21 protein-coding genes are annotated in these 25721 nt (G+C 56.6%); 8 read left to right on the top strand and 13 right to left on the bottom strand.

Going from position 1 to position 25721, the window contains the following annotated elements:
* Window positions 1-35: 35 nt before the first annotated feature.
* Window positions 36-974: an iron-sulfur-binding ferredoxin reductase gene (locus GHO32_RS10290; RefSeq protein WP_368668477.1), complete on the bottom strand. Its 939-nt coding sequence runs from the start codon at window positions 972-974 to the stop codon at window positions 36-38.
* A 305-nt stretch (window positions 975-1279) separates the two neighbouring features.
* Between GHO32_RS10290 and GHO32_RS10285 the strand changes: the two genes are divergently transcribed.
* The gene (locus GHO32_RS10285; RefSeq protein ID WP_153336322.1) at window positions 1280-2803 is read left to right on the top strand and encodes a fumarate hydratase; all 1524 of its coding nucleotides are present in this window, start codon (window positions 1280-1282) and stop codon (window positions 2801-2803) included.
* Window positions 2804-2987: 184 nt separating this feature from the next.
* Here the strand turns inward: GHO32_RS10285 and yiaY are convergent, their stop codons facing one another.
* Complete coding sequence (gene yiaY / locus GHO32_RS10280) at window positions 2988-4136, bottom strand: L-threonine dehydrogenase (RefSeq protein WP_153336321.1); 1149 nt, start codon at window positions 4134-4136, stop codon at window positions 2988-2990.
* Between the two features lie 148 nt (window positions 4137-4284).
* Between yiaY and GHO32_RS10275 the strand changes: the two genes are divergently transcribed.
* The 4 genes from GHO32_RS10275 to GHO32_RS10260 all read left to right on the top strand — a co-directional run bounded on the left by GHO32_RS10275 (window position 4285) and on the right by GHO32_RS10260 (window position 9670).
* Window positions 4285-5310 (top strand): DUF4917 family protein, encoded by a 1026-nt coding sequence (locus GHO32_RS10275; RefSeq protein WP_153336320.1) that lies wholly within the window; start codon window positions 4285-4287, stop codon window positions 5308-5310.
* 199 nt (window positions 5311-5509) lie between these two features.
* Window positions 5510-6049, top strand: coding sequence for an RNA polymerase sigma factor (locus tag GHO32_RS10270; RefSeq protein ID WP_153336319.1), 540 nt, complete (start codon window positions 5510-5512; stop codon window positions 6047-6049).
* Window positions 6046-6996 carry a FecR domain-containing protein gene (locus GHO32_RS10265; protein ID WP_153336318.1) on the top strand — a complete coding sequence of 317 codons (951 nt, stop codon included), beginning with the start codon at window positions 6046-6048 and terminating at the stop codon, window positions 6994-6996. The genes GHO32_RS10270 and GHO32_RS10265 overlap by 4 nt, the downstream gene beginning before the upstream one ends.
* Before the next feature lie 121 nt (window positions 6997-7117).
* Window positions 7118-9670 carry a TonB-dependent receptor gene (locus GHO32_RS10260; protein ID WP_153336317.1) on the top strand — a complete coding sequence of 851 codons (2553 nt, stop codon included), beginning with the start codon at window positions 7118-7120 and terminating at the stop codon, window positions 9668-9670.
* Between the two features lie 219 nt (window positions 9671-9889).
* On the opposite strand, the gene GHO32_RS10255 is transcribed toward GHO32_RS10260, so the two are convergent.
* From GHO32_RS10255 to GHO32_RS10225, 7 genes are all read right to left on the bottom strand, one after another.
* The gene (locus tag GHO32_RS10255; RefSeq protein WP_048370622.1) at window positions 9890-10201 is read right to left on the bottom strand and encodes a ribbon-helix-helix domain-containing protein; all 312 of its coding nucleotides are present in this window, start codon (window positions 10199-10201) and stop codon (window positions 9890-9892) included.
* A gap of 15 nt (window positions 10202-10216) precedes the next feature.
* Entirely contained in the window at window positions 10217-10798 is a 582-nt protein-coding gene (locus tag GHO32_RS10250; RefSeq protein ID WP_048370625.1) for a DJ-1/PfpI family protein, read from the bottom strand.
* Window positions 10799-10915: 117 nt separating this feature from the next.
* A complete protein-coding gene (locus tag GHO32_RS10245; RefSeq protein ID WP_153336316.1) occupies window positions 10916-12133 on the bottom strand; it encodes an SAM-dependent methyltransferase in 1218 nt (405 codons plus the stop codon).
* Between the two features lie 218 nt (window positions 12134-12351).
* Window positions 12352-13161, bottom strand: coding sequence for a hypothetical protein (locus tag GHO32_RS10240; protein ID WP_153336315.1), 810 nt, complete (start codon window positions 13159-13161; stop codon window positions 12352-12354).
* A gap of 3 nt (window positions 13162-13164) precedes the next feature.
* The gene (locus GHO32_RS10235) at window positions 13165-13749 is read right to left on the bottom strand and encodes a 2OG-Fe(II) oxygenase (protein WP_323370175.1); all 585 of its coding nucleotides are present in this window, start codon (window positions 13747-13749) and stop codon (window positions 13165-13167) included.
* The gene (locus GHO32_RS10230) at window positions 13730-14281 is read right to left on the bottom strand and encodes a hypothetical protein (RefSeq protein WP_048391811.1); all 552 of its coding nucleotides are present in this window, start codon (window positions 14279-14281) and stop codon (window positions 13730-13732) included. Before GHO32_RS10230 ends, GHO32_RS10235 begins: the two co-directional genes overlap by 20 nt.
* 50 nt (window positions 14282-14331) lie before the next feature.
* On the bottom strand, window positions 14332-14559 hold the full coding sequence (locus GHO32_RS10225; RefSeq protein ID WP_082158194.1) for a LuxR C-terminal-related transcriptional regulator: 228 nt from the start codon (window positions 14557-14559) through the stop codon (window positions 14332-14334).
* A gap of 561 nt (window positions 14560-15120) precedes the next feature.
* Between GHO32_RS10225 and GHO32_RS10220 the strand changes: the two genes are divergently transcribed.
* Window positions 15121-19872: a dermonecrotic toxin domain-containing protein gene (locus GHO32_RS10220; RefSeq protein ID WP_153336314.1), complete on the top strand. Its 4752-nt coding sequence runs from the start codon at window positions 15121-15123 to the stop codon at window positions 19870-19872.
* Complete coding sequence (locus tag GHO32_RS27180) at window positions 19841-19936, top strand: DUF1589 domain-containing protein (protein WP_153336313.1); 96 nt, start codon at window positions 19841-19843, stop codon at window positions 19934-19936. The genes GHO32_RS10220 and GHO32_RS27180 overlap by 32 nt, the downstream gene beginning before the upstream one ends.
* Before the next feature lie 2 nt (window positions 19937-19938).
* Here the strand turns inward: GHO32_RS27180 and GHO32_RS10210 are convergent, their stop codons facing one another.
* The 4 genes from GHO32_RS10210 to GHO32_RS10195 all read right to left on the bottom strand — a co-directional run bounded on the left by GHO32_RS10210 (window position 19939) and on the right by GHO32_RS10195 (window position 22996).
* On the bottom strand, window positions 19939-20667 hold the full coding sequence (locus GHO32_RS10210; RefSeq protein WP_153338292.1) for a hypothetical protein: 729 nt from the start codon (window positions 20665-20667) through the stop codon (window positions 19939-19941).
* Window positions 20668-20885: 218 nt separating this feature from the next.
* Entirely contained in the window at window positions 20886-21500 is a 615-nt protein-coding gene (locus GHO32_RS10205) for a TPM domain-containing protein (protein ID WP_153337021.1), read from the bottom strand.
* A 30-nt stretch (window positions 21501-21530) separates the two neighbouring features.
* Window positions 21531-22274, bottom strand: a complete 744-nt coding sequence (locus GHO32_RS27050; RefSeq protein WP_153338291.1) for a YgcG family protein — start codon at window positions 22272-22274, stop codon at window positions 21531-21533.
* 113 nt (window positions 22275-22387) lie between these two features.
* Window positions 22388-22996, bottom strand: coding sequence for a LemA family protein (locus tag GHO32_RS10195; RefSeq protein ID WP_048370634.1), 609 nt, complete (start codon window positions 22994-22996; stop codon window positions 22388-22390).
* 264 nt (window positions 22997-23260) lie between these two features.
* Here GHO32_RS10195 and bglX point away from each other — a divergent pair, with 264 nt between their 5' ends.
* Window positions 23261-25552 carry a beta-glucosidase BglX gene (gene bglX / locus GHO32_RS10190; protein WP_153335766.1) on the top strand — a complete coding sequence of 764 codons (2292 nt, stop codon included), beginning with the start codon at window positions 23261-23263 and terminating at the stop codon, window positions 25550-25552.
* Window positions 25553-25721 lie beyond the last annotated feature (169 nt).

Below are 25721 nucleotides of genomic sequence, written 5' to 3'. Positions count from 1 at the left end.
AATATCTCAGCCTTCGCGCCTCGACAGCGCCTACGTCAGCTGCGGGTCAAAAAGGCATCGGCCAACAGTTGATTGCGCGAAAGCCCGGCCAAAAACAGCCGTTTGGCAAACGCTTCAACCGTGTCCGGATGGCCGCAGACCAAGGCGTGGGTCTGCCGCGCTACCACACGCAATTGCAACAGATAGTCTGCCAACTCGCTGCGCAGCACCCACTCAAGCGTCAGGTTGGCATGTTCCGCCGCCAATGCTTGCAACTGCGCCCTGAGATAAAACTCGCTGTCATCGCGGGCCACGTGCACCAGCCGGATCGGCCCTTGATGATCCTGGCGCAGCGCCTCGCGCAGCACGCCAAACAGAGGCGCCAGCCCGGTACCCGCCGCCATTAGCCACAGCGGTTGCTCTTGCCAGTCCGGGTCGTAACGCAACGCCCCGCCCCGCAATTCGCCCAAACGCACAGGGTCACTCACCTTGAACTGGCGGGCCGCGTCGGCAAATTCGCCGGGGTGCGCGCAATCGACATGGAACTCCAGAAAGCGGTCTTCATCAGGCAGGCTGGCCAACGAATAAGGCCGGGCGATGCCGCCGGACGTCCACAGCACCACATGCTGCCCCGCTCGATAGCGCACAGGGCGCTGCGCCACCAAGCGCAGGCGCAACACCGTGGTGCTGAGCCAGTCGACTGCCGCCACCTCGGCGGGCAGGCCGTCGCGTTGCGGGTCGAAGGCTTCTATATGCAGGTCAGCGCTCACCTGGCACTGGCACGCCAGGCGCCAGCCTTGCTCACGCTGGGCACGGCTCAGCGCCTCGGGCTTGAGGTCAAGGGGCTCACCCTGCACACAACGCACCAGACAGGCATGGCAACTGCCCGCCCGGCAACTGTAAGGCACAGACACGCCCGCCTGATTCAAGGCATCCAGCAAATTGCAGCCATCAGCAACTGACCAGTGTTTGTCAGCGACGTGTAACTCGGGCACTTCTGGCCTCCTGTGGGTAATTAGTCTTATAGACGCTAGGGCCGGGCGAGTCGCTTGACCCACCTCAGTGCGCCCAGCCCCCGAAAAGCGAAGGTCCTGCGGCCCTTATCGCAGCCTTCGGCAGCGGCTACAAGTTTTGCCTGCTCAGGTGTAACAAAGACAGGGGCGGGTTATACTGCCGCGCCTTTTTTGTACCGGTCATGCGTGCCCGGTACATCTCTCAAGTTGTTTACGACAGACCGAAACACCCAGGTCGCAAACACCTTATTGATTGAATGTTCCCGTCTTATAGAGGAGCGCGACCCATGACCGTGATCAAGCAAGACGATCTGATCCAGAGCGTTGCTGACGCCCTGCAATTCATTTCTTACTACCACCCCGTTGACTTCATTCAGTCCATGCACGAAGCCTACCTGCGCGAAGAATCGCCAGCGGCCCGTGACTCGATGGCGCAAATCCTGATCAACTCGCGCATGTGTGCCACCGGCCACCGCCCGATTTGCCAGGACACCGGCATCGTCACCGTGTTCGTGCGTGTAGGCATGGATGTGCGCTGGACCGGCGCCACCATGAGCCTGGACGACATGATCAACGAAGGCGTGCGTCGCGCTTACAACCTGCCAGAAAACGTCCTGCGTGCCTCCATCCTGGCCGACCCGGCCGGTGCTCGCCGCAACACCAAGGACAACACCCCGGCAGTCATCCACTACTCCATCGTCCCGGGCAACACCGTGGAAGTGGACGTGGCGGCCAAGGGCGGCGGTTCCGAGAACAAGTCGAAAATGGCCATGCTCAACCCGTCCGACTCGATCGTTGACTGGGTGCTCAAGACCGTTCCGACCATGGGCGCGGGCTGGTGCCCACCGGGCATGCTCGGCATCGGCATCGGCGGCACGGCTGAAAAGGCGGCAGTGATGGCCAAGGAAGTGTTGATGGAGTCCATCGACATTCACGACCTGATCAAGCGCGGCCCGAGCAACCGTATCGAAGAGATGCGTATCGAGCTGTTCGAGAAGGTCAACCAACTGGGCATCGGCGCCCAGGGCCTGGGCGGTCTGACCACCGTGCTCGACGTTAAAATCATGGACTACCCGACCCATGCCGCTTCCCTGCCGGTGTGCATGATCCCGAACTGCGCGGCCACCCGCCACGCACACTTCGTGCTCGACGGTTCCGGCCCTGCCGAACTCGAAGCGCCACCGCTCGACGCCTACCCGGAAATCGTCTGGGAAGCTGGCCCGTCGGCGCGCCGTGTCAACCTCGACACCCTGACCCCGGAAGACGTACAAAGCTGGAAGCCGGGTGAGACCGTATTGCTCAACGGCAAAATGCTCACCGGTCGCGACGCGGCGCACAAGCGCATGGTCGAAATGCTCAACAAGGGCGAAACCTTGCCGGTCGACCTCAAAGGCCGCTTCATCTACTACGTTGGCCCGGTTGATCCGGTAGGCGACGAAGTAGTGGGCCCGGCAGGCCCGACCACCGCTACGCGGATGGACAAATTCACCCGCCAGATCCTCGATCAAAGCGGCCTGCTGGGCATGATCGGTAAATCCGAGCGCGGCCCGACTGCCATCGAAGCGATCAAGGAACACAAAGCCGTGTACCTGATGGCCGTGGGCGGTGCAGCCTACCTGGTTGCCCAGGCGATCAAAAAATCGCGCGTGGTGGCATTTGCCGAACTGGGCATGGAAGCGATCTACGAGTTCGACGTTAAAGACATGCCAGTGACCGTGGCAGTCGACAGCAAAGGCGAGTCGGTGCACATCACCGGCCCGGCGATCTGGCAACAAAAGATCCACGACAGCCTGGCCGTAGAAGTGCAATAAGCACGTCCACGCTAGACACAAAAACGGCCGGGTGAATAACCCGGCCGTTTTTTTATGCGCGCCTCCTTGTGGGAGCGGGCTTGCTCGCGATTCAAGCGATACGGTTTGCCTGATGAACTGCGGCGACGCCTTCGCGAGCAAGCCCGCTCCCACAGGTTTTCAACAGTCCAAACCCGCCCTGCGCTTAAAACGCGTTACGGAAGATCTCTTCAATCTGCGCCTGATCAGCCTTGCGCGGGTTAGTGAAGCCGCACGCATCTTTAAGCGCATTGGTGGCCAGGACCGGGATGTCATCCAGTTTGGCGCCCAGATCACGAAGGCCCGCCGGGATTTCTACGTCCTTGGCCAAAGTACGAATTGCCGCAATGGCCGCCTGTGCGCCCTCTTCCGGGCTCAGGCCGCGCACGTCGGCGCCCAGCGCGTGGGCCACGTCCGTCAGGCGCTGCGCACAAACATTGGCGTTAAAGGTTTGCACGTGAGGCAGCAACACCGCGTTGCACACACCGTGCGGCAGGTCGTAGTAACCGCCCAACTGGTGCGCCATGGCATGCACAAAACCCAGCGACGCGTTGTTGAACGCCATGCCCGCCAGGAACTGCGCATACGCCATGTTTTCACGCGCTACCAGGTCTTTGCCGTCACGTACCGACTGACGCAGATTGTGGCTGATCAACTCCATGGCCTTGATCGCACAGGCATCGGTGATCGGCGTGGCCGCCGTCGACACATAGGCTTCAATGGCGTGGGTCAAGGCGTCCATGCCAGTAGCGGCGGTCAGGCCTTTAGGCATCGCCACCATCAATTCAGGGTCATTGACCGACAACAGCGGGGTCACGTTACGGTCCACGATGGCCATTTTTACGTGGCGCTCTTCATCGGTAATGATGCAGAAACGCGTCATCTCACTGGCCGTGCCGGCCGTGGTGTTGATCGACACCAGCGGCAATTGCGGCTTGGCCGACCGATCGACGCCTTCATAATCACGGATATGCCCACCGTTAGTGGCACACAGGGCAATGCCCTTGGCGCAGTCATGGGGCGAGCCGCCGCCCAGTGACACCACGAAATCACACGCGTGCTCCTTGAGGACTTTCAAACCGGCTTCGACGTTAGCAATGCTCGGGTTGGGCTTGGCCCCGTCAAAAATCACCGATTGCACGTCCTGCAACGCCAGCTTTTCAGCAATCAACGTCGCCACCCCGGCCTTGGCCAACCCCGCGTCCGTAACAATCAACGCCTTGCGAAAACCATAATTGCGAATCGCGGCCATGGCTTCGTCCAGACAGCCGTTGCCCATGATGTTTACCGCAGGGATGAAAAAGGTGCTGGTCATCGAGAGTCCTCAGCGCGGGCACTGCCCGCAACGCTTGTTGTGTCGGTGAGGGTAGCTTCCTCCAATCAAATGGCGCAGATGTTGACTTGGCTCAACGGTTGAGCGTGATAAAGTCCCGCACCGCCCCAGTATCGAGACACAAACAGACATGACCCCCTTCCAGGAATTTGATGCCGAACTAGAAGACTGGAACACGCTCAGCGCCAGCCAGCCTTGCAGCGGGTTGCTGCTGGGTAACGGCGCGAGCATGGCCGTGTGGCATGACTTTTATTACGACTCATTGTTTGAGAAAGCCAAAAGCGTCAGCGAAAAGCCCCTGTGCCAGACCGAACTCGGCGTGTTCGAGGCCTTGGGCACGCGCAACTTCGAGCACGTGCTCAGCGCCCTGAAAACCGCGAGCAAGGTCAACAAAGCGCTGGCGATCAACTCGGCCTCGCCGCGCAAACGCTATTACGCTATCAAAGAAGCCCTGATCAACTGCACCCAGGACATACACATCCCGTGGCGTTTGATGCAGGCCGACACCTTACGCTGCTGGCAGCAGGAACTGGCCCGCTACGCCACCGTGTACTGCTCCAACTACGACCTGCTCACCCCGTGGGCGGTGATGCAGGCGCCCAAGCAGTTCAATGACCTGTTTGACAACCCAAGCGCCACCTTTGAGTTGGGCAACGCCCTGGGCAAAGGCAAAGCCACGCGGGTGCTTTACCTGCACGGTGCCATGCACCTGGTAAAGAACCAGGAAGGCAAGGCACGCAAACTCAACACAGACGAAGCCACCTTGCTCAGCAGCTTTGCGGTCAACCATTCGATCAGCGCCCTGGATGATGTGCCGCTGTTTGTCAGCGAAGGCAGCAGTGATGACAAGCGCAAATCCATTCGCTACTGCGACTACCTGAGCTTTTGCCACGAACAACTGATGGCCCACAAAGACGCGCTCTGCCTCTTTGGCCACAGCTTGAGCGAGCAAGACCAGCACCTGATCAACGCCCTGCGCCAGGCGCCGCTGAAAACCCTGTGCATCTCGATTTACCCGCGCAGCGAAGCGTTTATCCGCTTCCAGAAAAACCACTACGCGGCGCTATTTGCCGACAAAAAGCTGACATTGCGCTTCTACAATTCAAAAACTCACCCGCTCGGCTCCAGCAAACATTCAGTCCCGGTGGAACACTGAGTTCCCTGTAGCCGCTGCCGCAGGCTGCGATGGGCTGCGCAGCGGCCCTGTTTTTTCACCCACCACGAAGGTCCTTCTGCCCTTATCGCAGCCTGCGGCAGCGGCTACAGAGTGTGCGGTATTTAAAAAATCGAGACAAATAGCAATAATTCTCGATACCATTCGCGACTTACTGCATCGTTTTCCTACAGGGATGTATATGTCTCGCCTCAAACCCGACCCGCTGGCGGCCGAATCCTTTCGCGAGTTCTATACGCAAATTCTGCACTTCCTGCGCAAGCGTACCGACAACGCCAGCGATGCCGCTGACATGACTCAAGATGTGTTCACGCAATGGCTGGGTTATCAGGACCGGGCCAAGGTCGAGCAACCGCGGGCGTTTCTGTTCCAGGTGGCGCGCAACCTGCTGCGCGATCACTGGCGTCGGCAGCAGGTACGCCATGAGGCACACAGCGAGCACCTGCAACCAGTAACCGAGCCTTTAAGCGACGAGAGGGATGAGCCCATGGCCGCTGCCCAGCGCCTGCAACGCCTTGAGCAACTCAAAAGCGTACTCGCCGAACTCTCGCCCAGACGCCGCGAAGCCCTTATGCTGCACCGCTTTGAAGGCTTGAGCCAAGCACAGATAGCCGAACGCATGGGGATCTCCGTCAGCATGGTGGAAAAACACATTGCCTTTGCCTTGTTGCACTGCAAGCAGCATTTACACCGGGATAGCGGCAAGGAACAGCCAAAATGAGCCCTTTTCACACGAGCGACACCGACAGCATCGACGCGCAAGCCGCCCTGTGGTTTACCCGTAACCGTGACGCGCACAACGCCCCCGTAGACCCGGCGTTCAGCACCTGGCACGCGGTCCCGGCGCATGCCCGGGCCTACGCTGAATTCGAAGCCTTGTGGGCCGACCTGGGTGAACTTGAACACCTGAACAAGCCCGTGCCGTTGCCCGTCAAAAAACCTTCACGCACCGGTTACGGCTTCGCCATGGCCACGGCGGCCGCGATTTTATGCGCCCTCTTCGCCCTCAATCTCGGTGCGCCGGTTGCGCTTTATCAACAACAAGTGGCCACGTACCGCGAAGGGGCAAAAACCCTGCTGCTGCCCGACGGCAGCACGCTGAACGTCAACGCCAATACCCAACTGCGAATCGATTTCACCGCTCAGGTGCGCAACATTTACCTGGAGCAAGGCCAGCTCTACATCGACGTTGCGCCTAACAAAGAACATCCGCTGGTGGTGCATGCCGGTGACGCGCAGATCAAAGTGGTGGGCACCGGCTTTGATGTCCGTCGCAGCCAGCGCCAACTGGAAGTCAGCGTCGCCCATGGCCAGGTGGCGTTTATGCCCGATGCCAAGACCTCGACCTTGCTCGGCGCCCAACAACAAGCCACCTACGACTACGCCAAAGGCACCCTGCAAACGCACACGTTGAATGCCAATGACGTGGGCAATTGGCGCAGTGGCCACTTGTCCTTTCGCAATCGCGAGCTGGCCAGCCTGGTGGATGAACTGGATCTGTATCGCCCCGGGGTCATTGAATTGGCGAGCGGGCCACTCGAACATTACAAGGTCTCGGGCAACCTCAATACCGCCGACCCACTGGCGCTGGTCAAAGCCCTGCCCGCCCTGATCCCGGTGAAAACCGTGCTGCTGGACAGCGGAAAAATCAGCATCGAACCGCGCTAAAAAAATAACTGCGAATATTTTGCATTCGCATATGTGGTTTTTCATGCCTGCCGCGTCTTCCTCCGGTCTGCGTTGCTAACGCACGCCTTTTTTGGCCTTTGTTGCCGCTCTGGGGGATTTCATGTTTCGCGCACCACATCACTTCTCGTATTTGTGCACCCGCCCGACCTTGCTCGCCGCGTGCATGACGTTCAGCCTGTATGCCCAAGCCGACTCGATCCAACTGCAACTGCCTGCGCAATCGCTGGCCAGTTCGTTGAGTGACATCGCGCAACAAGCGAACATCGCCTTACTGTTCGACGAAGCGCTGCTGCGCAACATCAAAGCCCCGGCACTGAGCGGCGACTACAGCCCGCAAGACGCCATCCAGCGACTGCTCAAAGACACCGATTTCAACCTGATCCTGGTGGACAAAACCTACGTGGTGCAGCCCAAAGAGCAAGGCACCACCACCAGCAACAGCCTCGAACTCGGCGCGCTCAGCGTGGTGGGCAGCGGTAACGAGGTCGACTCCAGCAACGTCGGCAAGTCGACCATGACCCAGACCGAAATCAACCGCTACCAGGCCAATAACATCCCGAGCCTGCTGTCCACGTTGCCCGGCATCTACCTCGGCGGCTCGCTCAAACCTGGCGGCCAGACCATCAATATCTGGGGCCTGGGCGAAGCCGAAGACGTGCAATTGACCGTCGACGGTGCGACCAAAAGCGGCTTTGAGCGCTACATGCAAGGCACGATTTTTGTCGAGCCCGAGCTGATCAAGCGCCTCGAAGTCGAAAAAGGCCCCCACGACGTACGCACCGGCAACGGCGGCTTTGCCGGTGCGGTGCGCATGATCACCAAAGATGCCCCGGACCTGCTCGAAGACGGCAAAAATACTGGTGGCATGCTCAAGTACGGCTACAGCAGCAACGACCACCAACAGGTGTACAGCGGCGCCGTGTACGGGCGCACCGACGATGGCCGCGCCGATGCGCTGGTGTATTACACCAAGCGCGACGGCGACGACATGAAGCTGGCAGGCCACATGCCCGACCCGAACAACAACTACCCGGTCAACCCCAAACGCCTGCCCAATACCGCCCAGGACCTGGACGCGCAACTGCTCAAGGTCAACCTGCACTTCAACGAAGAACACAGCCTGGGAATGACCTACTCCCATGTGAACAATGCGCTGTGGGTGCCCTTCTCGGCGATCAGCTACCCGACCCCGCCCAGCCAGGCCAACATCGACAAATACGGCTATGACGGCGCCACCCGCAGGTTTTTGTCCAACCGTTCGACCATCGACAACACCTGGACGAGCCAATACAAGTACCAGCCCGTCAACAATCCGCTGATTGATCTGGAAGTGAAGCTCTCGCACTCCAAAACCGAGCAGACCGACAAGCGCGGCGAAAACGCTTTCTTCCAGCCCGCCAGCGGCGGTCGCAAGATGGACACCGCCTACACCGACAACATGCTCCAGATCGAAAACGTCAGCCTGATCCCCACCGGCCCGCTGAACCATGCGGTGACCACTGGCGTGCAAGTGCGCAAGCACACGCGCGACGTCGACATGTGGATGCCCGGCGGGATTTACGAGTCCGAGAAATACAACTACGGCCACTACCAGCCAGGCTTTATGCCCAAGGGCAAAGTCGACACCAACAGTTTTTATGTTCAGGACGCCATTACCTGGGGCGATTTCACCCTGACACCATCGCTGCGTTACGACCATGTACGCAACCGTGGCCAGGAAAACGACGCGCCCCTGTATAACCAGGCCGATTTGGGCCACGACTACAGCAACCAGACCTACACCGGTTGGTCCCCGCGGCTGTCAGCCTTCTGGAAAGTCACCCCCAATACCGCCTTGTTTGTCGACTACAGCAAGACCTGGCGAGCACCGGTGATTGATGAACAGTATGAAGTTCAAGGCACGGGCAACCGCACCACCACCAGCCTGGACCTCGACCCTGAGCGCATCACCGGCTGGCGTGCAGGCAATATCACCAACTTCGATCATATTTTTAGCGACAGCGACCATGCGCTGATCCGCACCACGTTGTTTCGCAACAAAATCGACAACGAGATCTTCAAGGCCACCGGCGTCGGCTGTGCCCAGCAAACCACCGCAGGCGGCATGTCCAAGGAATGTGCAGGCATGCTGCCCATGTCCAACTACCGCAACATCGGCAGCGTGACCATCAAGGGCTTTGAAATTGAGAGCTTTTACGACTCGACCTACGTTTTTGGATCGCTGTCATACGCCTGGATGACCGGCAAACACGAAGGTGCTTACACCAACCCGTGGGGGCCTGATGTGTGGGCGCGGGACATTCCGGCACCTAAATGGATTGCGGTGCTGGGCACCAAAATCCCGAGCCTCGATGCTCGCGTGGGCTGGAAAGGTGAGTTCGTGCGCAAGACCGACCGCCTGCCAAGCGACAAATACGGCCCTGGCCCGCTGACCGCTCTGGGGGACAGCTACTACAACCAATACGCCAACGACGACTACAACGTGCAGGGCCTGTTCGCTGAGTGGAAACCCCAGCAACCGTACCTCAAAGGCACCGAAGTCAACTTCACCCTGGACAACATGTTCAACAAAAGCTATCGCCCGATGCTCAGCGGCGCCAACGCCTACAGCCAGGGCCGCAACGCCAAAATCAGCATCACGCGGTTCTTCTGAGCCATCCAGACCTCGCGATCTTTTGATCGTTAAAAGATCGCGAGGCAAGCTCGCTCCTACAGCCCCGTCGATGTACCCCAACCTGTAGTCGTTGACGAGCCTGCGAGGCTACGTCCGGCTGCGCACAAGATCAAAAGATCGCGAGCAAGCTCGCTCCTACAATTGCGTGCACACCCCAACGCCCGTAGCACGGCTGCGCAGCAGTCGTAAACCGGTGCTCTACGCATGCCCGCTGCTGCGCGGCACCACCGTCAATTCCGGGGCTTGCACCCGGCGCTGGCTCAAATAACGTGTGCAACTGACCCGCAAGAACGAGGCGAAATTGACCACTTCGCCGCGATAATCCATCACTTCTTCATACAGCTTGGCCACCAATTGGTTGGTGGTCAGGCCATCCGCTTCTGCGATTTCGGTGAGGATGTCCCAAAACTGGTTTTCCAGGCGCAAGGTGGTGACCACGCCACAGATACGCAATGAGCGCGAGCGCGATTCATACAAGATCGGGTCGGCTTTTACATAGAGCTCACACATGGTCACGCCCTCTTCTTACAAAGTGATCCGGGTGCCCAACAACCCCAGAAAAGCCGCCAGCCAGGTCGGATGCGCTGGCCAGGCCGGTGCCGTGGCCAGATTGCCCTGCACATGGGCCTTGGTCACGTCGATATCAATGTAAGTCCCACCCGCCAGACGCACTTCTGGCGCGCAGGCCGGGTAGGCGCTGCATTCACGGTCTTTGAGCGTGCCTGCGGCAGCGAGCAATTGCGCACCATGGCAGACCGCAGCAATCGGTTTGCCCGCCTTGTCGAAATCGCGCACCAGTTCCAGAACCTTTTCGTTCAAGCGCAGATACTCCGGCGCACGGCCGCCCGGTATCACCAGCGCGTCATAGTCGCTGGCCTTGACCTTGTCGAAATCAAAATTCAGGGCAAACAGGTGACCTGGCTTTTCGCTGTAGGTCTGGTCACCCTCGAAATCATGGATTGCGGTGCGCACGGTCTGGCCAGCTGTTTTACCGGGGCATACGGCATGCACCTGGTGACCGACCATCAACAGCGCCTGAAACGGCACCATGACTTCGTAGTCTTCGACGTAATCGCCAGCCAGAATCAGAATTTTCTTTGCCGCCATGGTGCGTGCTCCTTACAGGTAAGACCTTGGGCCAATAAGAGTAGCCAAGGTAAACCCTATGCGCCTGCACGGGTAATAGCCAACTACTACGTACCCGAGCAGACGCTTCGCGCACGCTTACTTCAACAAGCCATCAGCCTGCAGCAAGGTTTCAAGGCAGTGCTCTTGAATGGTGTAGAACGCCTTGAGTTCCTGAATTTTCACCAACAACTGCGCCGGGTCTTGAGGTTCGGCACGTTTGACCGCGAGGATCATTTTGTTTTTGTTGGTGTGTTCCAGCGAGATGAACTCAAACACCTTGGTTTCATAGCCGCAGGCTTCAAGGAACAACGCACGCAGGCTGTCGGTGACCATTTCGGCCTGCTGGCCCAAGTGCAAGCCGTATTGCAGCATCGGCTTGAGCAGCGCCGGGCTCTGGATTTGCAGGCGGATCTGCTTATGGCAGCACGGCGAACACATGATGATCGCGGCCCCGGAACGGATCCCCATGTGGATGGCATAGTCGGTGGCAATGTCGCAAGCATGCAGCGCGATCATCACGTCGATCGGGGTCGGTGCAAAACTGCGCACGTCGCCGTGCTGGAAGCTCAGGCCCGGGTGCTCCAGACGCCGGGCAGCGTTGTTGCACAACGTGACCATGTCTTCACGCAATTCAACCCCGGTGACCAGGCCCTCAGCTTGCAGGCTGTGACGCAGGTAGTCGTGGATGGCAAACGTCAGGTAACCCTTGCCTGAACCGAAATCCACCACTTTGACCGGCTGATCGAGCTTGAGCGGCGAGCTGCTCAAGGCGTGGGAAAACACCTCAATAAATTTGTTGATCTGCTTCCACTTGCGTGACATCGCCGGGATCAGCTCTTGCTGCTTGTTGGTGACGCCAAGGTCCGCCAAAAAAGGCCGTGTCAGGTCCAGAAAGCGATTTTTCTCACGGTTATGCTCAGCCGACGGCACTTCCCGCGCTTGCTGGCTTTTGCCTTTAAACAACGAGCTTTTGCCTTTTTTGCTGTACTCCAGCTGCACTTCGTCGGTCAGCGTCAACAAATGCGCATTTTTGAACGCTTCTGGCAACAACCCGGCAATCGTTGCAACGGCCTCGTCGAGGGCAAAGTTCTTGGTGATGTCACGGGTTTTGTAGCGGTACACAAACGACAGGCAAGGCTGATCCTTGACCGTGACTTGCTTGATGATGACCCGCTGCAACTCGGCCTCCGGGCCGACATATTTGGCCAGCACCAGCTTGATAAACGAGTTTTGCGCCAGGCCGGTTTCCAGCAGGTTCAAAAATTGCGCACGATGGTCCGGCACAGACGGGGCGGTGGTAGCAGTCACTGACATTGAAAAAAGTGCCTCGAGGGGTGCAGGAGGGGGGGGATCAAAAAAACAATAGCGCTATTTTAGGCGGGTTGGCGCTTGAGGGCACGGGATAATTTATGGTGCAGGTCGTCGAAGAAACAGAAAGTATCGGAGCGTCGGGCTTAACACGTACGATGTTCGCAGAGGCTCCAAAAAGTATTAATTATATTAATTTATGCATTGCTCAATTAAACAACCCACTACATATAACCGTCACTTGTACCCGTGCAACATCCGTACTGATCCCCCGCATCGTATGTATTTCCGTCAACAATAATACTGATCCCCACATTTGCCACATCATGAGGAGGCGGAATAATAACAGGCCCCGACGGAGCGGGAGTGCCTCCGGACGCAGTGCCACCAGCACCAGCACCAGCACCTAGATCGGAAACGGCCACTGGATAGGGTAACAGCTCGTCAGTATCTGATATCCAATGACAGGAGAGCATCATATTGGCGTAGGCCATCCTGATCGTGTTTCGATCAACAATCTTCATGTCTGGGGCACACATATAGTCGAGGTAATTATCGGAAGGGTTATTACTGAAAAAGTTCTCAGCAGCAGTAACTATCTGATTAAATGTATTCGACTTATGTATTGATAGCAAGCCAGTACCAACGCTCACTATTGCAGCTCCTCCAACAAGCACCCCCCCTGCACCCGCCAAAAATGCTACAGTTCCAATAATACCTGCAACGTTACCTATCAAACTATAGACATCCCCCCCTTCAATTTCACGACCATCTCTTACATCTATTCCGAGCTTTAGAAACGTGATTGTACCTGCAACAATATTGGCGGGCATACTAATAATGGGCACATAGGGCCCAGCCAATTTCGTCACAGACATTACACTTGCTATAACAGCACCTGTTTGCGCTGTCTGGCTAACCATTACCATCCCTTGATTATTCGTTACGAACTGATCTGAAATTGCAGTTGCTCCAGAAGCAACTGTAACACCATCATTGATCACACCCACAATCACTTCAGCCTTTCCTGCCATATCCTACTCCTTGATTATTGTTTTAAAAGCAAGTGTCATCCTGACCTGATCACATTTGATAGAAGGCGAACGTGCAGCATGGGGAATTCTCCCATCAAAAATTACTGCCCTCCGCGATTTTGGAAGTACCGCTCTCACGATATGTTCTTTAGCATCATCGTAAAACACTAACTCGCCACCCCAGGATGTCGGCCAATACTCATTGCAAAAAATAATAACAGTTAACCCTGGATGAACTTTATTATCTCTATGAATAATCGTATCTTGACCGAAGGTTTGTCCGTTCGCGTACACACCTAGCAAGGTAGTTTTAAATGTGTGCAGCTTCAGAAATCGCTCCCAAACGCCGTTCAGAAAACACCAAGGTTGATTGCCATTTAATTCTTCGAGGCTTGACTGCCCCAGAGGACGACCTTTACCCGCAATAAACACATGCCAGCAAGGTCTTATAAACGGTAGTGCTTCGTAGTTAGGCCAATTGTATCTCCACACCGCTCCCTTAAGTTGTGCATTGACTTCTACCTCTTCAGCCTCTGTCAAAAATCCATCAACCACATAAATACAATCATCAACTTTTTCTATCTCCACTAACCACCCCTCTATATAAGTATCTATTCCATACCTCACGCACCAAAAAATACAGACAACCTATAACACACAGGCCAAACCAAAAAGCCATAAAGTAATACCCGCCATTGATATATCGCTGCCCCCATTCAATCTGCTGCCGGCTGACTAATAATTTAAGCCCATCATCATAGATACCCCAAACAAAGGGATTACTGCTCTCAGCGTCTAAGGCTACCCATATGCTGTCACCCTTGCGAACATTTGAATGCATTACATTTTTATGCACCATTTCCAGCCTGTGCTTGTAATCTCCATCATCTGAACTCACACGCAAGTACAAATCAACCTGCCCTCTGGAAATATAGAGAGGTTGGGTAACCTGCGCACTTCGCAACACTAAACGCTTGGGCACAGGGGGGATATCCACTATCGCATTCCACGTAAAAATAGCGACACCTGCCAATGCCAAACCCATCAAGAAAAAGACAATCAGTTCAGCAGGCTTCGAAACATACGCCACAGGCGGCATATAAAAAGAAAACTTTTTCACTTCACCCTCATACCACAATCACTTTAAACCATTCAACTGCAGCGACAACCCTACGAGTGTAGGGGGTCCTGCAAACCCAGACACCCAACAGATAAATACCCACTGACCACCATCAGCCGCATGCGGTTCTCCACCCCATATTTAAGAAGCAGAGATGAAACATGATCCCTCACTGTAAAATCACTGATACATAAGGACATCGCAATTTTTTTATTTGAATACCCCTGCACCAACAAACCCAGAACGTCTTTCTCCCTACATGTAAGCTCTACTTCCATCTCCCAACCTCACGCTTTAAACAGACAGAACCTAAAACCTCCGAGAACTACCACAACAACAAAACCCGGCACACATTAAATCTACCAACCTACGCTATCCATCATTTCGAAAAATGACAACAAGAAAAATGACACTAACTAAAAGCCAGGCGTATAACCAGCACAAACTAAAGACACAAAGAATAAACTTACATAAAAACCAGAAAACCCATATGAGTTTTAGCGCGCAAGCCTGGAACCACCTAGGAAACTTCAGACTTGCAATTATTCGCTTACAACCCACTACAACACCACTCACCGACTCGGCAAATGATTAAGCGTACCGGTTTGGGGTTTGGTGCAGTTTCTGTTCAAGAAACTGGAGCAGCGCCAGGTTGCTGGCTCGCCAGTGACGAATCCGGACCGGGATCAAGGGGCACGTTTTTTTTCGCAATCCGGGCCGTGCATAGCTATGTACCGCGTCTGTGCCCCGGCCATTGCGTTAAATCAAGGCCTCGATCTTCGCCGGATAAATCCCGGCGCAGAAGCCTTGTTTTTTGATCCCTGACGCAATGGCACCTCATGAAAACACTCTCATCGACACCCGATTTCCTGGCGCGTTTTGTCGCCCTTGGCAGCTTCCCTCAAGACCAGTTTTTACCGCGCCCAACCTTTAAAAACGTGGTCGCCGAAGCCTTCAAGCAGGCCATGCTGGAGGCATACCCCGGGCTCAAGGCCGATGTGTCACACGCGCACATTAGCCAATCACTGCCCTCGGCCGATGCTCAACCCGCCCCGGCACCCGATCCACCCAGCACCTGGCGACTGATCGCGCCATCGACCCTGCTGATTCAAGGTTTTATCGATCAGCGCACACTCAACCTGTCAGCGGACAGACACCGCCTCACCATTGATCAGAAAGTCGAAAATCCCGCGCCCTTGAGCGTGAGCATGGCAACCCTTGAGAAGCTGCTCAATGAGTGGGCCCCTCAGGTGATCGATGTTTTCGCCCAAGCCTTGATCCATTTCTGGAGCACCCCCTCACCCGCCGGTGTCAGCCCCTGGCTATGGTTGAGCCGGGTGCTGCAAGTCGGCTTGAGCGCCACCCACAACGACACCCATCGCCAGCCCGCATTGACTCAGGAACAGTCAGCCGGGCTGGGCGCCTTGTCAGGCTTCGCGGACAAAGAGCAGCGATTGAAGCTCACGATGGAAACCCCGCTGCACGCTTATCTGGTCAACATCGACACCACCGATGCCCAAGGTCCGCGGCGCTTGCAGATCCCGGGGCTGGCACTGATTACCCGCAGTATCGGTGAGCGCCTGATCGTCATGGCCTGGTCACTGGCCGACGGTGTTGAACTGTTTGACTCACTGCAGGACTTCGCCCTGTCACTGCCCCGGCGCATACCGGGCCTGGCAGATGACAGCCCGGTGGTCTGGAGCTTGTATGAACCTGAAGGCCATTTTTTTCAGGCGTTGGCCCACACCCTGCTCGACAAGACCCTGCACACACTCACGCAATTGGGCGAGACCGCCCGGGCAGAACGCTGGAGCGCAGCCCGACTGGCCCAAGCGCTGGATGAAGAGGCGCTCATGTTTCATTTGTTCAGCCCGCAAGAGTCCACAGATTTTCAGCAACTGCTCAACACTCTCCCCCAATGGTTGACCACCGCATCGCGCTCAGACATTCGCGCCTACAGCCACCTGCTGGCTGATCAAGTGGCGCAACAACAGATTGCAGAGGGCAAAACCTTCCTCGATGACATTCCCTCGCTGCTGGATTTCGCAGTGCAAACCCTCACTGCACGGCTCAAGCAAAACCACCCGGACGACCCTATAGACGTCGCCAGCATCGACATCCACGATATTGCCATCCAGGACCTGCAAATGGCCTGGCTAACAGAAGACGTCATGCCGCTGGCCGAGTTCGCACTGACCTACGTGGGCGGTAAACCGGCGGCGTTTATCGAAGTCAAAGAACGTAGCGGCCGGCCTTTGCCCACTTGGCTGAACGCCAGCTACATCAAAAATCTGCTGGAAGAAATCGACATCGGCTCGCTGTACATCAGCCTGCTTAAAGCCAACCTGGTGGACGATACGGCGCAAGTGACCCGCCGCCTGACACTGTTCAAGTCTCAGTTAAAGGCGCAACTGCCGCTGCTGGCACTGGAGCATAAAATTCGCGGCACTGGCGGGTTCACGGAGGCTGGCTGGCACCTCGTGGCACGTCTGATGGGGTCTAATGCCGTGCCACGCAACAACCTGGACTGCATTCGACAACTGGCTTTCACCTTGTACGACGGCGCCTCTGCCAACCTGGTCAGCAATATGTTTGTACTGGGCTCCAGAGATCTGAGCGCCGGGCCTTTAGTGCTGTTTCGCCCGTTCGCCACCGATTCACTGCTTGAGTTTGCCAGCCGCGAGGCGCTGATGACGGCCATCCAGCAACCCGGCGAACTCCAGGATCTGACCTTGGCCTGGTTATCTGACTCGGTGCGCAGTTACTACGCCGATGGCGGCTTTGAACGCCCACATCTCGAAAGCGTGGTCAATCAGGGCTTTCTCGCCTTGTTGCCACGAAGCCCTGCCCAACTGGTAGATCTGATAATTCAGGGCGACCCGCTGGCTTATGCCTTCGACAGCCACGTCGAGGCCCTGATCACGCTGTCGGACAAACAGACCGTGTCCAGCTCCGAGCGGCGCTGGATTCTGTTCAAGCGCTACGCCTGGATGCTGTTCAACGGCCTGACGTTTTTTGTCAGCGGCCCGTTGCAAAAAGCCGCCTGGGTTTTCCAGACCCTGGTCAGCATCGACGAAACGCTGCAAGCCCGAATCGAAAGCGACCCCGAGGCGGCCAAACAAAGCGTGATCAGCCTGCTGCTCAATCTGAGCCAGGCGCTACTGCACGAAGGGCTGAGTTTTCACGCAGCCCTCAATGCACGCTCGCGCCTGCAAGCGGCCCCTGACCTGCCCATGCCAGCGCCTCTGAAACTGCCCACCACATCCGTCCTGAAAGCCCCGCCAGCCAACACGCCGAAACAGGCCGTGAGTCGAAAAACCGGCCCTGATCCTGATGCCCAGGCCGTCAGGTCCTATTCGGCACTGGACTTCTCCTGGTTCAACGCTCAACCCCGCCCATCAGCCAGTCAACGTGCCGCCCTGGACACCTTCATCAGCGATCTCGAGGTGAGCAGCGGCACGGCCATTGAAGTCGGTCCGCTAAAAGGCCTGATCAACTTCGAGAACAACACGTACGCCGTCATCGATAAAAAAACCTATCGCGTCAGCCGTCAGGATGATGGCGTAGTTATTCAGGACGCCAAACAACCGACCCGCTTGGGACCCTGGTTGATGAGCGATGACACCGGCCACTGGGACTTCGACCTGCGACTCAAACTGCGCGGCGGAGGGCCTAAAAAGCGCATTGCTGTCATGCGCGAAGAAAAAAAACAGGCACTGATGCAATTGATCGCCGAAGAAGCTCGACTGATGACTGAAAAACAGACCCGTGACCGGGTACTGACGCTCACTGAAAAACTGATGGCAACGCCCACCGGTCGCGAAGCAACCTTCTTCGAGCGATATGAAACAGAGTTCACGCAATGGAGTAGCAGCGCCCGTGAGCTGATCAACGTTATCCAAAAGATGAACGACATCACCCCCGTCCCCTCCTTTGAGACCAAAATACAGGCGTTGTGGGGCGAACTGACCCATAAACTATTCAAGATGCAAAACTTCCTCGAAGACCAGCGCAAGGAACTGCCACTTACGGCATTTAGTGAACTGTTCAAAACCCGGCTGGACGATGCCATTACGCAATTGGGGACAAATAATCAGCAGCCTTATCTGGAGATCATCGAACATCTCAAAAAAGCCGAAATACTCGAACGCAAAGCGTTTGATATCGCAGTTCAGGAATCAGAAGGGATAGAAGAAGTCAGTAAATATCCCATACCGCGCAAGTGGCGGATGGCAGACCTGTTTCAGGAGGAGGACAAGTTTTTTTTCGACCGTCACTGGTCTGTCATTTATATGCAAACGCTGCTGGAACTGGTCTTGAACCGCGCCGCCAGCGACCTCAACGCCGAAGAACTGCACGCCTTCAACTACCTGAACACCGATGCCTTCGTCAATATGGGCTGGTCACAGTTAAGGCTGCGCCTTCAGGAGGGGCAGGTCAGCGACGAGCATATCGAGTTTTACGAGTCGGCCATCACCCTCTACCAAGGTTTGACGGCAACCTGCGAAAACCTGATCGCGCTAAAATCGGAACATTTTCGCAACGAATACCTGCCTTCCTTAGTGGCAGCAATCAAACCGCTGAAGACGTTTGCCGAGATGCAACTGTCAAAGGTGATATGGGAGTCTGAAAGCTCAAGCTCAAGCTCAGAGTCTGATGAGCCGCAACCCGGCCCCAGCTGGAAAATCACACTACCCACCGTCAAGGCAAAAGCCGGCGCCCTTCAGCAAAAAGTCTTCAAGACCACAGAAAAACAAGTGCTGGTGGGGGTGGTCCGCGAGCCCAGCCCTGACGATCCAACCGAAATTGTCGATGTGGTCGATGCCTTCAGCCAGATGAAAGTCAGTTCTTACCGGCGCGGGGCGAGCGATGAATGGGAGCAAATCGAAAACCTCAGGCCTGCCACCCCCTCCCTGATTTCTCACGCCAAATCCCTTGCCCGACTGGAAGCCGACGCCATCAAATTGCTGGGCCGAGTCGAGGCCAGCATTCAACAGGCCCGTGCGTTTGCCAAAACCTCGAAAATCCCGATTGAAATCGAAGAAATACTCGAATTCAAAAGCCAGTCACTGGACGAAACCGCGAAACACATGCAAACCCTGCTGTCGGCTGAAGGACCGGACGTCGAGCCGCTGTCGCACAGCCAAAGGGGGATCGCCAATGGGCTGATTGCTCAACTAGAGCTCAATTCAGTGCGACTACGCGCTGAAGGTAAACGTTTGCGTATCAGCCTGATTACCGACTTGCCCCCCACTGCGGCGAATATTGACTACCTCAAAGCCCAAGACCAGGTGGAGATTGTGCGGCTGGGTAAACGTCGCCCGATGAGCGGGCCAAGAAAGGATTACGTGCAGGAATATGAGGTCCGCAGTCGCGATGGCAAAGCGTTGTGGTACGCGCACTTTCATTACAGCTCGCCGGATACTCCCCCAGCAGCCTTTACCGCCGCGCATTTGAAATCGGAGGCGCAGCGCTTTATGAGTGCGCAGGCCTTGTATGCGCAGGCAGGGTCAACGACCGATGTGATTCAAATTTACCGCAGCAAGATCACCCTGGTGCTTGCGGAAAAACTGTTTCTGGCGGTCCAGTAAACGTAATGAAGGCGCCGTACTGGCGCCTTCACGTTGTTACGGCACAGCAAATATGGACAGTTAAACTTATTTTTTTGGAAGCTTAAACGTGAGGAAGACTGTCTTCACACTAACGGTATCGGCACCACTAAGCACCTGCGCTGTAACATGGCCCACGCCTTGTTCTCCAGGACGCGCATTATTGACTGCAGTACATGTTGCCTTGCCATGAGCGTCTGTGCGTTCAACTGGAGACTTAGTAGATATTGATAGGCTTTCTACTCCCCAGCTTACCTGTGCATCAACCAATGGGGCGCCCGATAATTTATATGCATGAAGCGTGCATTGAATTTCTCCATCGTGTTCCACCGTTTCAGCGGACACAGTTATATGGGTGACACCATTAAAGGCCTCAAGAACAACATTATCGATCGTCACTGCACGCTCTGAAGTGGTAAAGACTAAATCCACCTTGGTCACTCCGGTGACTTGATGATCGACACTTTTGACGAACGTCTCACCGTCAGAAACAGTTTCCAGGCTATCGATGCGTTTCCCATTTACCAAAACATAACCGTCGTTGACTCCTTTACGCCGGACTCTATAAGAAAATGTCAGTTTGTAATTTTCGCTTGGTGACAGCCCTTTCACTATTTGCATTGCACTGTGTTGGTTGGCTGCCGAAAGAAGTAGCAGCCCATCCACTACCCGTACTTCCCCCCCGGTATTCGAGGCCCACCCCTCAGCACCCGCAGAAAAATCACCGTTGGTAATAAGGTTAACGGCTGTGTGTTTACTTGCTTTCGGCTTCTTCATTTTACTTGCGCTCCGCATGCTTTAATAGTGACAGCGAGCGCTCAATCTAGCAGCCGCCTCGGATGCTAACTACTGTCACAAATAACAGTTCCGAGCGAATTAAATGGCCGTTGGTCGCCTGCCATTGTTACCAGCGTCTGCTAACAAAACGGTAATTAGTACCCCGTTAAACATCGCCGCCATTAATATTAATTGTCGGCGATGTTCTGACTGGCGTACTACAGCACCACTAACCGATTCGGCAATTGATTACGTGTGCCGGTTTTGGGGACGTGTTTCTCGAGCAGTTCAGCACTGGCTTCGATACAGGCGATGAAGCCCTCTGCGGTATGGCCGAGTGCAACGCGGCGCACGAAATCGCTGACGATGCTGCCCCAATCGCTGTTGTCCAGGCGCTGGGAAATGCCTTCATCAACGATGATCTCGACGTAGCGCTCGGCTTCACTGACAAAAATCAGCACACCGGTACGGTCTTGGGTGTGGTGCAGTTTTTGTTCAAGAAACTGGCGCCGCGCCAGATTACTGGCCCGCCAGTGGCGAACCCGCGCCGGGATCATAAACGTGGTCAGCACCGGGATGCGGAAGATCAAACTGAGAAAGACAAAAGTGGCCCATTGCAGCATGAGCAATGTGTAGATCGTCATGTCGCTGTCTATAAAATGCACCAGCGCCGGTACCACCAGAGCGATCAAGCTGGCCCAGAGTAAGGGGATGTAGCTGTAATCGTCGGCGCGCGGTGCGAGCACGGTGACGATTTCGGCGTCGGTGCGCTGTTCAGCGCGTGTCACGGCCTCTTCAACCTGCCGTTTTTGCTCTTGCGTGAGTAAAGCCATAGGTGTCGATGCCCGTTTTAAAAAAATGAATTACCAGCCGCCCGAAGCGCCGCCGCCACCAAAACTGCCGCCGCCTCCACGAAAGCCACCGCCGCCACCGCCACGTCCAAAACCACCGCCGCCAAAGCCGCCGGAACGCGAGCCGCCACCTCCCCCGGAGTTGCAAATGCCATAGAACTGGCACGCCGCGACCACCACGACGAACGCTAAAAACAACAGCAGCACCACACCGGGATGTTCAGCCAAAAAGTCATCGCCGCCGCCCTGCCCGCTGGCGTAAGCAGGCTCAGCCAACGGCGCGCCGCCCAGCACCTGAAGCATGGCCGCCACGCCGTCGCTGATGCCCTGGCTGAACTGTCCGGCTTTAAACGCCGGGGTGATCACCTGGTTGATGATGACCGACGCTTGCGCATCGGTGAGGCGGTCTTCCAGGCCGTAGCCGACTTCGATGCGAAGTTTACGGTCATCCCGGGCGACGATCAGCAACGCGCCGTTGTTTTCATCCTTTTTGCCAATGCCCCAGGCGCGGCCCAATTGGTAACCAAAGTCTTCGATGGGCTCGCCTTGCAGGTTTGGCACCGTGACCACCACCACTTGCTCGCCGGTGGCTTTTTCGTGGGCTTCGAGGGTCTGTGTCAGTTGTTGACGCGTGGCGGGGTCGAGCATTTGACCGTCGTCCACCACCCGCCCGCTCAGTGTCGGAAAAGTCAGCGCCTGTGCGCTGGCTATAAATAGCCAAAGCAGCAGGCCCACGCCCAGTTTTGATACGCGCATCAGCACCTCGTGTGGTTATTGATACGGTAGGAGCGAGCTTGCCTCGCGATCTTTTGATCTTTAAAAGCAAAAGATCGCGAGGCAAGCTCGCTCCTACAGTAGGGGGCAAGCTGTTAGAACTTCACCTCGGGGGCTTTGTCGGCATTCGGGGTGGTGGCTTCGAAGGTCGCACGCACCGGCAAATCGCTGTACATCACCGCATGCCACAGGCGGCCAGGGAAAGTGCGGATCTCGGTGTTGTAGCGCTCAACCGCGAGAATAAAGTCCCGACGGGCCACGCTGATGCGGTTTTCAGTGCCTTCAAGTTGCGACTGCAACGACAGGAAGTTCTGGTTGGACTTGAGGTCCGGGTAGCGCTCAGACACTACCATCAAACGGCTCAAGGCCCCGGTCAGTTGGTTTTGCGCGTCCTGGAACTGCTTGAGTTTTTCCGGGTTGTCCAAAGTACTGGCATCGACCTGAATCGAGGTGGCCTTGGCCCGCGCCTCAATCACTGCCGTGAGGGTCGCCTGTTCTTGCTTGGCCGCGCCCTTGACCGTCTCGACCAGGTTGGGGATCAAGTCGGCACGCCGCTGGTACTGGTTCTGCACTTGCGACCAGGCCGCCTTGACCTGCTCATCCAGCGTCGGGATGGTGTTGATCCCGCACCCCGCCAGCACGCTGCTGAGGGCCAGCAATGCGACAACCTTCCAGCCCATCCGTTTTACGCTCTGTATGTGCATGCATCGACACTCCGTTTTAATTCCATTGCGTTCATTGACCCGCCAACCCGCTTAAAACTCCCTGACAGCGCGCCAATATCTCCCGGCACCACTGGATTGCGCACGGCGAATCAGCTAAAAGACTGCATCCTGCGCAGGAATACTCACTTTAACGATAGGATATTTCCTTAAGTTGAGTAGCTCATGCGCCTTTCCCAGAACAATATCGCTACGAAAGCGCGGGCCTCCCTTCGCGTTAACCAAGCGGCCGCGTAGAAGAATCTCATGAGAAACCTGTGTTTGCTGGGCCTGGCCATCAGCCTGGCCAGTCCTTCGGTATGGGCCCAAACCCCGACAGCGCCGCTCCCGCCCAAAGACGTTTTTGTCGCAGACCTGATGAAGCAAATGACCGAAGCCGAAAAAATCGGCCAGTTACGCCTCATCAGCATTGCCACCGACATGCCGCGCGAACTGATCCGCAAGGAAATCGCTGCCGGGCACATCGGCGGCACCTTCAACTCGGTGACCCGCGACGAAAACCGGCCCATGCAAGACGCTGCCATGCGCAGCCGCCTGAAGATTCCGATGTTTTTTGCCTACGACGTGATTCACGGCCATCGCACGATTTTCCCGATCAGCCTGGCCCTGGCGGCCAGTTGGGACATGGACGCCATAGCCCTGAGCGGGCGTGTTTCTGCCCAGGAAGCCAGCGCAGACGGCATCGACATGACTTTTGCGCCGATGGTCGACATTGCCCGCGACCCGCGTTGGGGGCGGACCTCGGAAGGTTTTGGCGAAGACACTTATCTGGTCTCGCGCATCGCTGACGTCATGGTTAAGGCTTATCAGGGCCTCTCCCCCGCCCTGCCCGGCAACATCATGGCCAGCGTTAAACACTTCGCGCTGTACGGCGCTGTTGAAGGTGGACGGGACTACAACATCGTTGATATGAGCCCGACACGCATGTTCCAGGATTACCTGCCGCCCTATCATGCCGCGATAAAAGCCGGGGCTGGCGGGGTGATGGTGGCGCTCAACTCGATCAACGGCGTGCCGGCCACCTCCAACATGTGGCTGATGCAAGACCTGCTGCGCAAAGACTGGGGTTTTAAAGGCGTGGCCATCAGCGACCACGGCGCGATTATTGAGCTGATCAAGCATGGCGTGGCCAAAGACAACCGCGAAGCTGCCAAGCTGGCGATCAAGGCCGGTATCGACATGAGCATGAACGACAAGGCCTACGGCGAAGAGCTGCCGGGCCTGCTGAAGTCAGGCGAAGTGCCGCAGAGCGATCTGGACAATGCCGTACGTGAAGTGCTCGGGGCCAAATACGACATGGGCCTGTTTGCCGACCCGTACCTGCGCATCGGCAAGGCCGAAGATGACCCGGCCGACACCAACGCCGAAAACCGCCTGCACCGCCAGGAAGCCCGCGATGTGGCACGCAAGAGCCTGGTGCTGCTGAAAAACAACAACCAGACCCTGCCGCTTAACAAGCAGACACGCATTGCCCTGGTCGGCCCGCTGGCCAACTCCAAGGTCGACATGCTGGGCAGTTGGTCCGGCGCCGGGGTGCCTGCGCAATCGGTGACCGTGTATGAGGGCCTGCAAAAGGCCATGGGCCAGCAAGGCTCGGTCACCTATGCGCGGGGCGCGAACATCTCCGACGATCCAAAAATCGCCGAGTACCTGAACCACATCAATACCGGCGGGATCGACGTCAAAGACGACCCGCGCCCGGCCCAAACAATGATCGACGAAGCGGTCAAAGCCGCGCAGCACGCTGATGTGGTCGTCGCCGTGGTGGGTGAGTCGCGAGGCATGTCCCACGAGTCATCGAGCCGCACCTCGCTGGACATTCCTGACAGCCAACGCGCCTTGATCAGCGCACTCAAAACCACCGGCAAACCCTTGGTCCTGGTGCTGATGAACGGCCGCCCGCTGTCGATCGAGCAAGAACAGGCGCACGCCGATGCCGTGCTGGAAACCTGGTACAGCGGCACCGAAGGCGGCAATGCGATTGCCGACGTACTGTTCGGTGACTACAACCCGTCTGGCAAGCTGCCGATCACCTTCCCACGCTCTGTTGGCCAGATTCCTAGCTACTACAGCCACCTGAGCATTGGCCGCCCCTTTACGCCGGGCAAGCCGGGCAACTACACCTCGCAGTACTTCGACGCCGAGAACTCACCGCTGTACCCGTTCGGCTATGGCCTGAGCTATACCGACTTCAGCCTGTCGCCAGTCACGCTGTCGTCGAAAACGTTGAAGCCCGGGGGCACCCTCACCGCCAGCGTCACGGTCAAAAACACCGGCAAGCGCGATGGCGAGACGGTGGTGCAGTTGTACCTGCGTGACGTCACCGCCTCCATGGCCCGCCCGGTCAAGGAGCTGAAGAACTTCGAAAAAGTCATGCTCAAGGCAGGCGAGCAGAAAGTGGTGCGCTTCACCCTCAGCGAAGACGACCTGAAGTTTTACAACGCGCAATTGAAGTACGCCGCCGAGCCGGGCGAGTTCGACGTGCAAATCGGTCTCGATTCACAAAACGTGCAGCAAAACAGCTTCGAATTGTTGTAACCACACGCAATAACCGAAAAGGTCTGCAAGGGCCTTTTCGGCCCCTCTTTTAAGCATTTTGTGCTTGACCTTTATGATCTTTGCGCCCGCCTGAAAATGCGTTCGGACAGGGCTGTTTTTTGTGGTAGGGTTCGCGCCCTCAAAATTCAGACGGCTCGATTGGGTGCTG

Origin of the sequence: Pseudomonas sp. FSL R10-2189, assembly GCF_009600325.1 — a bacterium.
GTDB lineage: Bacteria > Pseudomonadota > Gammaproteobacteria > Pseudomonadales > Pseudomonadaceae > Aquipseudomonas > Aquipseudomonas helleri.
This window is presented reverse-complemented; position numbering and strand designations above follow the sequence as displayed.

Bases quoted from the DNA above. Each gene is read 5' to 3' on its own strand.
- GHO32_RS10245 (WP_153336316.1), bottom strand. From the start codon at position 12,133: ATGTCAGTGACTGCTACCACCGCCCCGTCTGTGCCGGACCATCGTGCG.
- GHO32_RS10240 (WP_153336315.1), bottom strand. From the start codon at position 13,161: ATGGCAGGAAAGGCTGAAGTGATTGTGGGTGTGATCAATGATGGTGTT.
- GHO32_RS10270 (WP_153336319.1), top strand. From the start codon at position 5,510: ATGTCTCGCCTCAAACCCGACCCGCTGGCGGCCGAATCCTTTCGCGAG.
- GHO32_RS10210 (WP_153338292.1), bottom strand. From the start codon at position 20,667: ATGAAGAAGCCGAAAGCAAGTAAACACACAGCCGTTAACCTTATTACC.
- GHO32_RS10225 (WP_082158194.1), bottom strand. From the start codon at position 14,559: ATGGAAGTAGAGCTTACATGTAGGGAGAAAGACGTTCTGGGTTTGTTG.
- GHO32_RS10250 (WP_048370625.1), bottom strand. From the start codon at position 10,798: ATGGCGGCAAAGAAAATTCTGATTCTGGCTGGCGATTACGTCGAAGAC.
- GHO32_RS10265 (WP_153336318.1), top strand. From the start codon at position 6,046: ATGAGCCCTTTTCACACGAGCGACACCGACAGCATCGACGCGCAAGCC.
- yiaY (WP_153336321.1), bottom strand. From the start codon at position 4,136: ATGACCAGCACCTTTTTCATCCCTGCGGTAAACATCATGGGCAACGGC.
- GHO32_RS10195 (WP_048370634.1), bottom strand. From the start codon at position 22,996: ATGCACATACAGAGCGTAAAACGGATGGGCTGGAAGGTTGTCGCATTG.
- GHO32_RS10255 (WP_048370622.1), bottom strand. From the start codon at position 10,201: ATGTGTGAGCTCTATGTAAAAGCCGACCCGATCTTGTATGAATCGCGC.
- GHO32_RS10260 (WP_153336317.1), top strand. From the start codon at position 7,118: ATGTTTCGCGCACCACATCACTTCTCGTATTTGTGCACCCGCCCGACC.
- GHO32_RS10220 (WP_153336314.1), top strand. From the start codon at position 15,121: ATGAAAACACTCTCATCGACACCCGATTTCCTGGCGCGTTTTGTCGCC.
- bglX (WP_153335766.1), top strand. From the start codon at position 23,261: ATGAGAAACCTGTGTTTGCTGGGCCTGGCCATCAGCCTGGCCAGTCCT.
- GHO32_RS10275 (WP_153336320.1), top strand. From the start codon at position 4,285: ATGACCCCCTTCCAGGAATTTGATGCCGAACTAGAAGACTGGAACACG.
- GHO32_RS27050 (WP_153338291.1), bottom strand. From the start codon at position 22,274: ATGCGCGTATCAAAACTGGGCGTGGGCCTGCTGCTTTGGCTATTTATA.
- GHO32_RS10205 (WP_153337021.1), bottom strand. From the start codon at position 21,500: ATGGCTTTACTCACGCAAGAGCAAAAACGGCAGGTTGAAGAGGCCGTG.
- GHO32_RS10285 (WP_153336322.1), top strand. From the start codon at position 1,280: ATGACCGTGATCAAGCAAGACGATCTGATCCAGAGCGTTGCTGACGCC.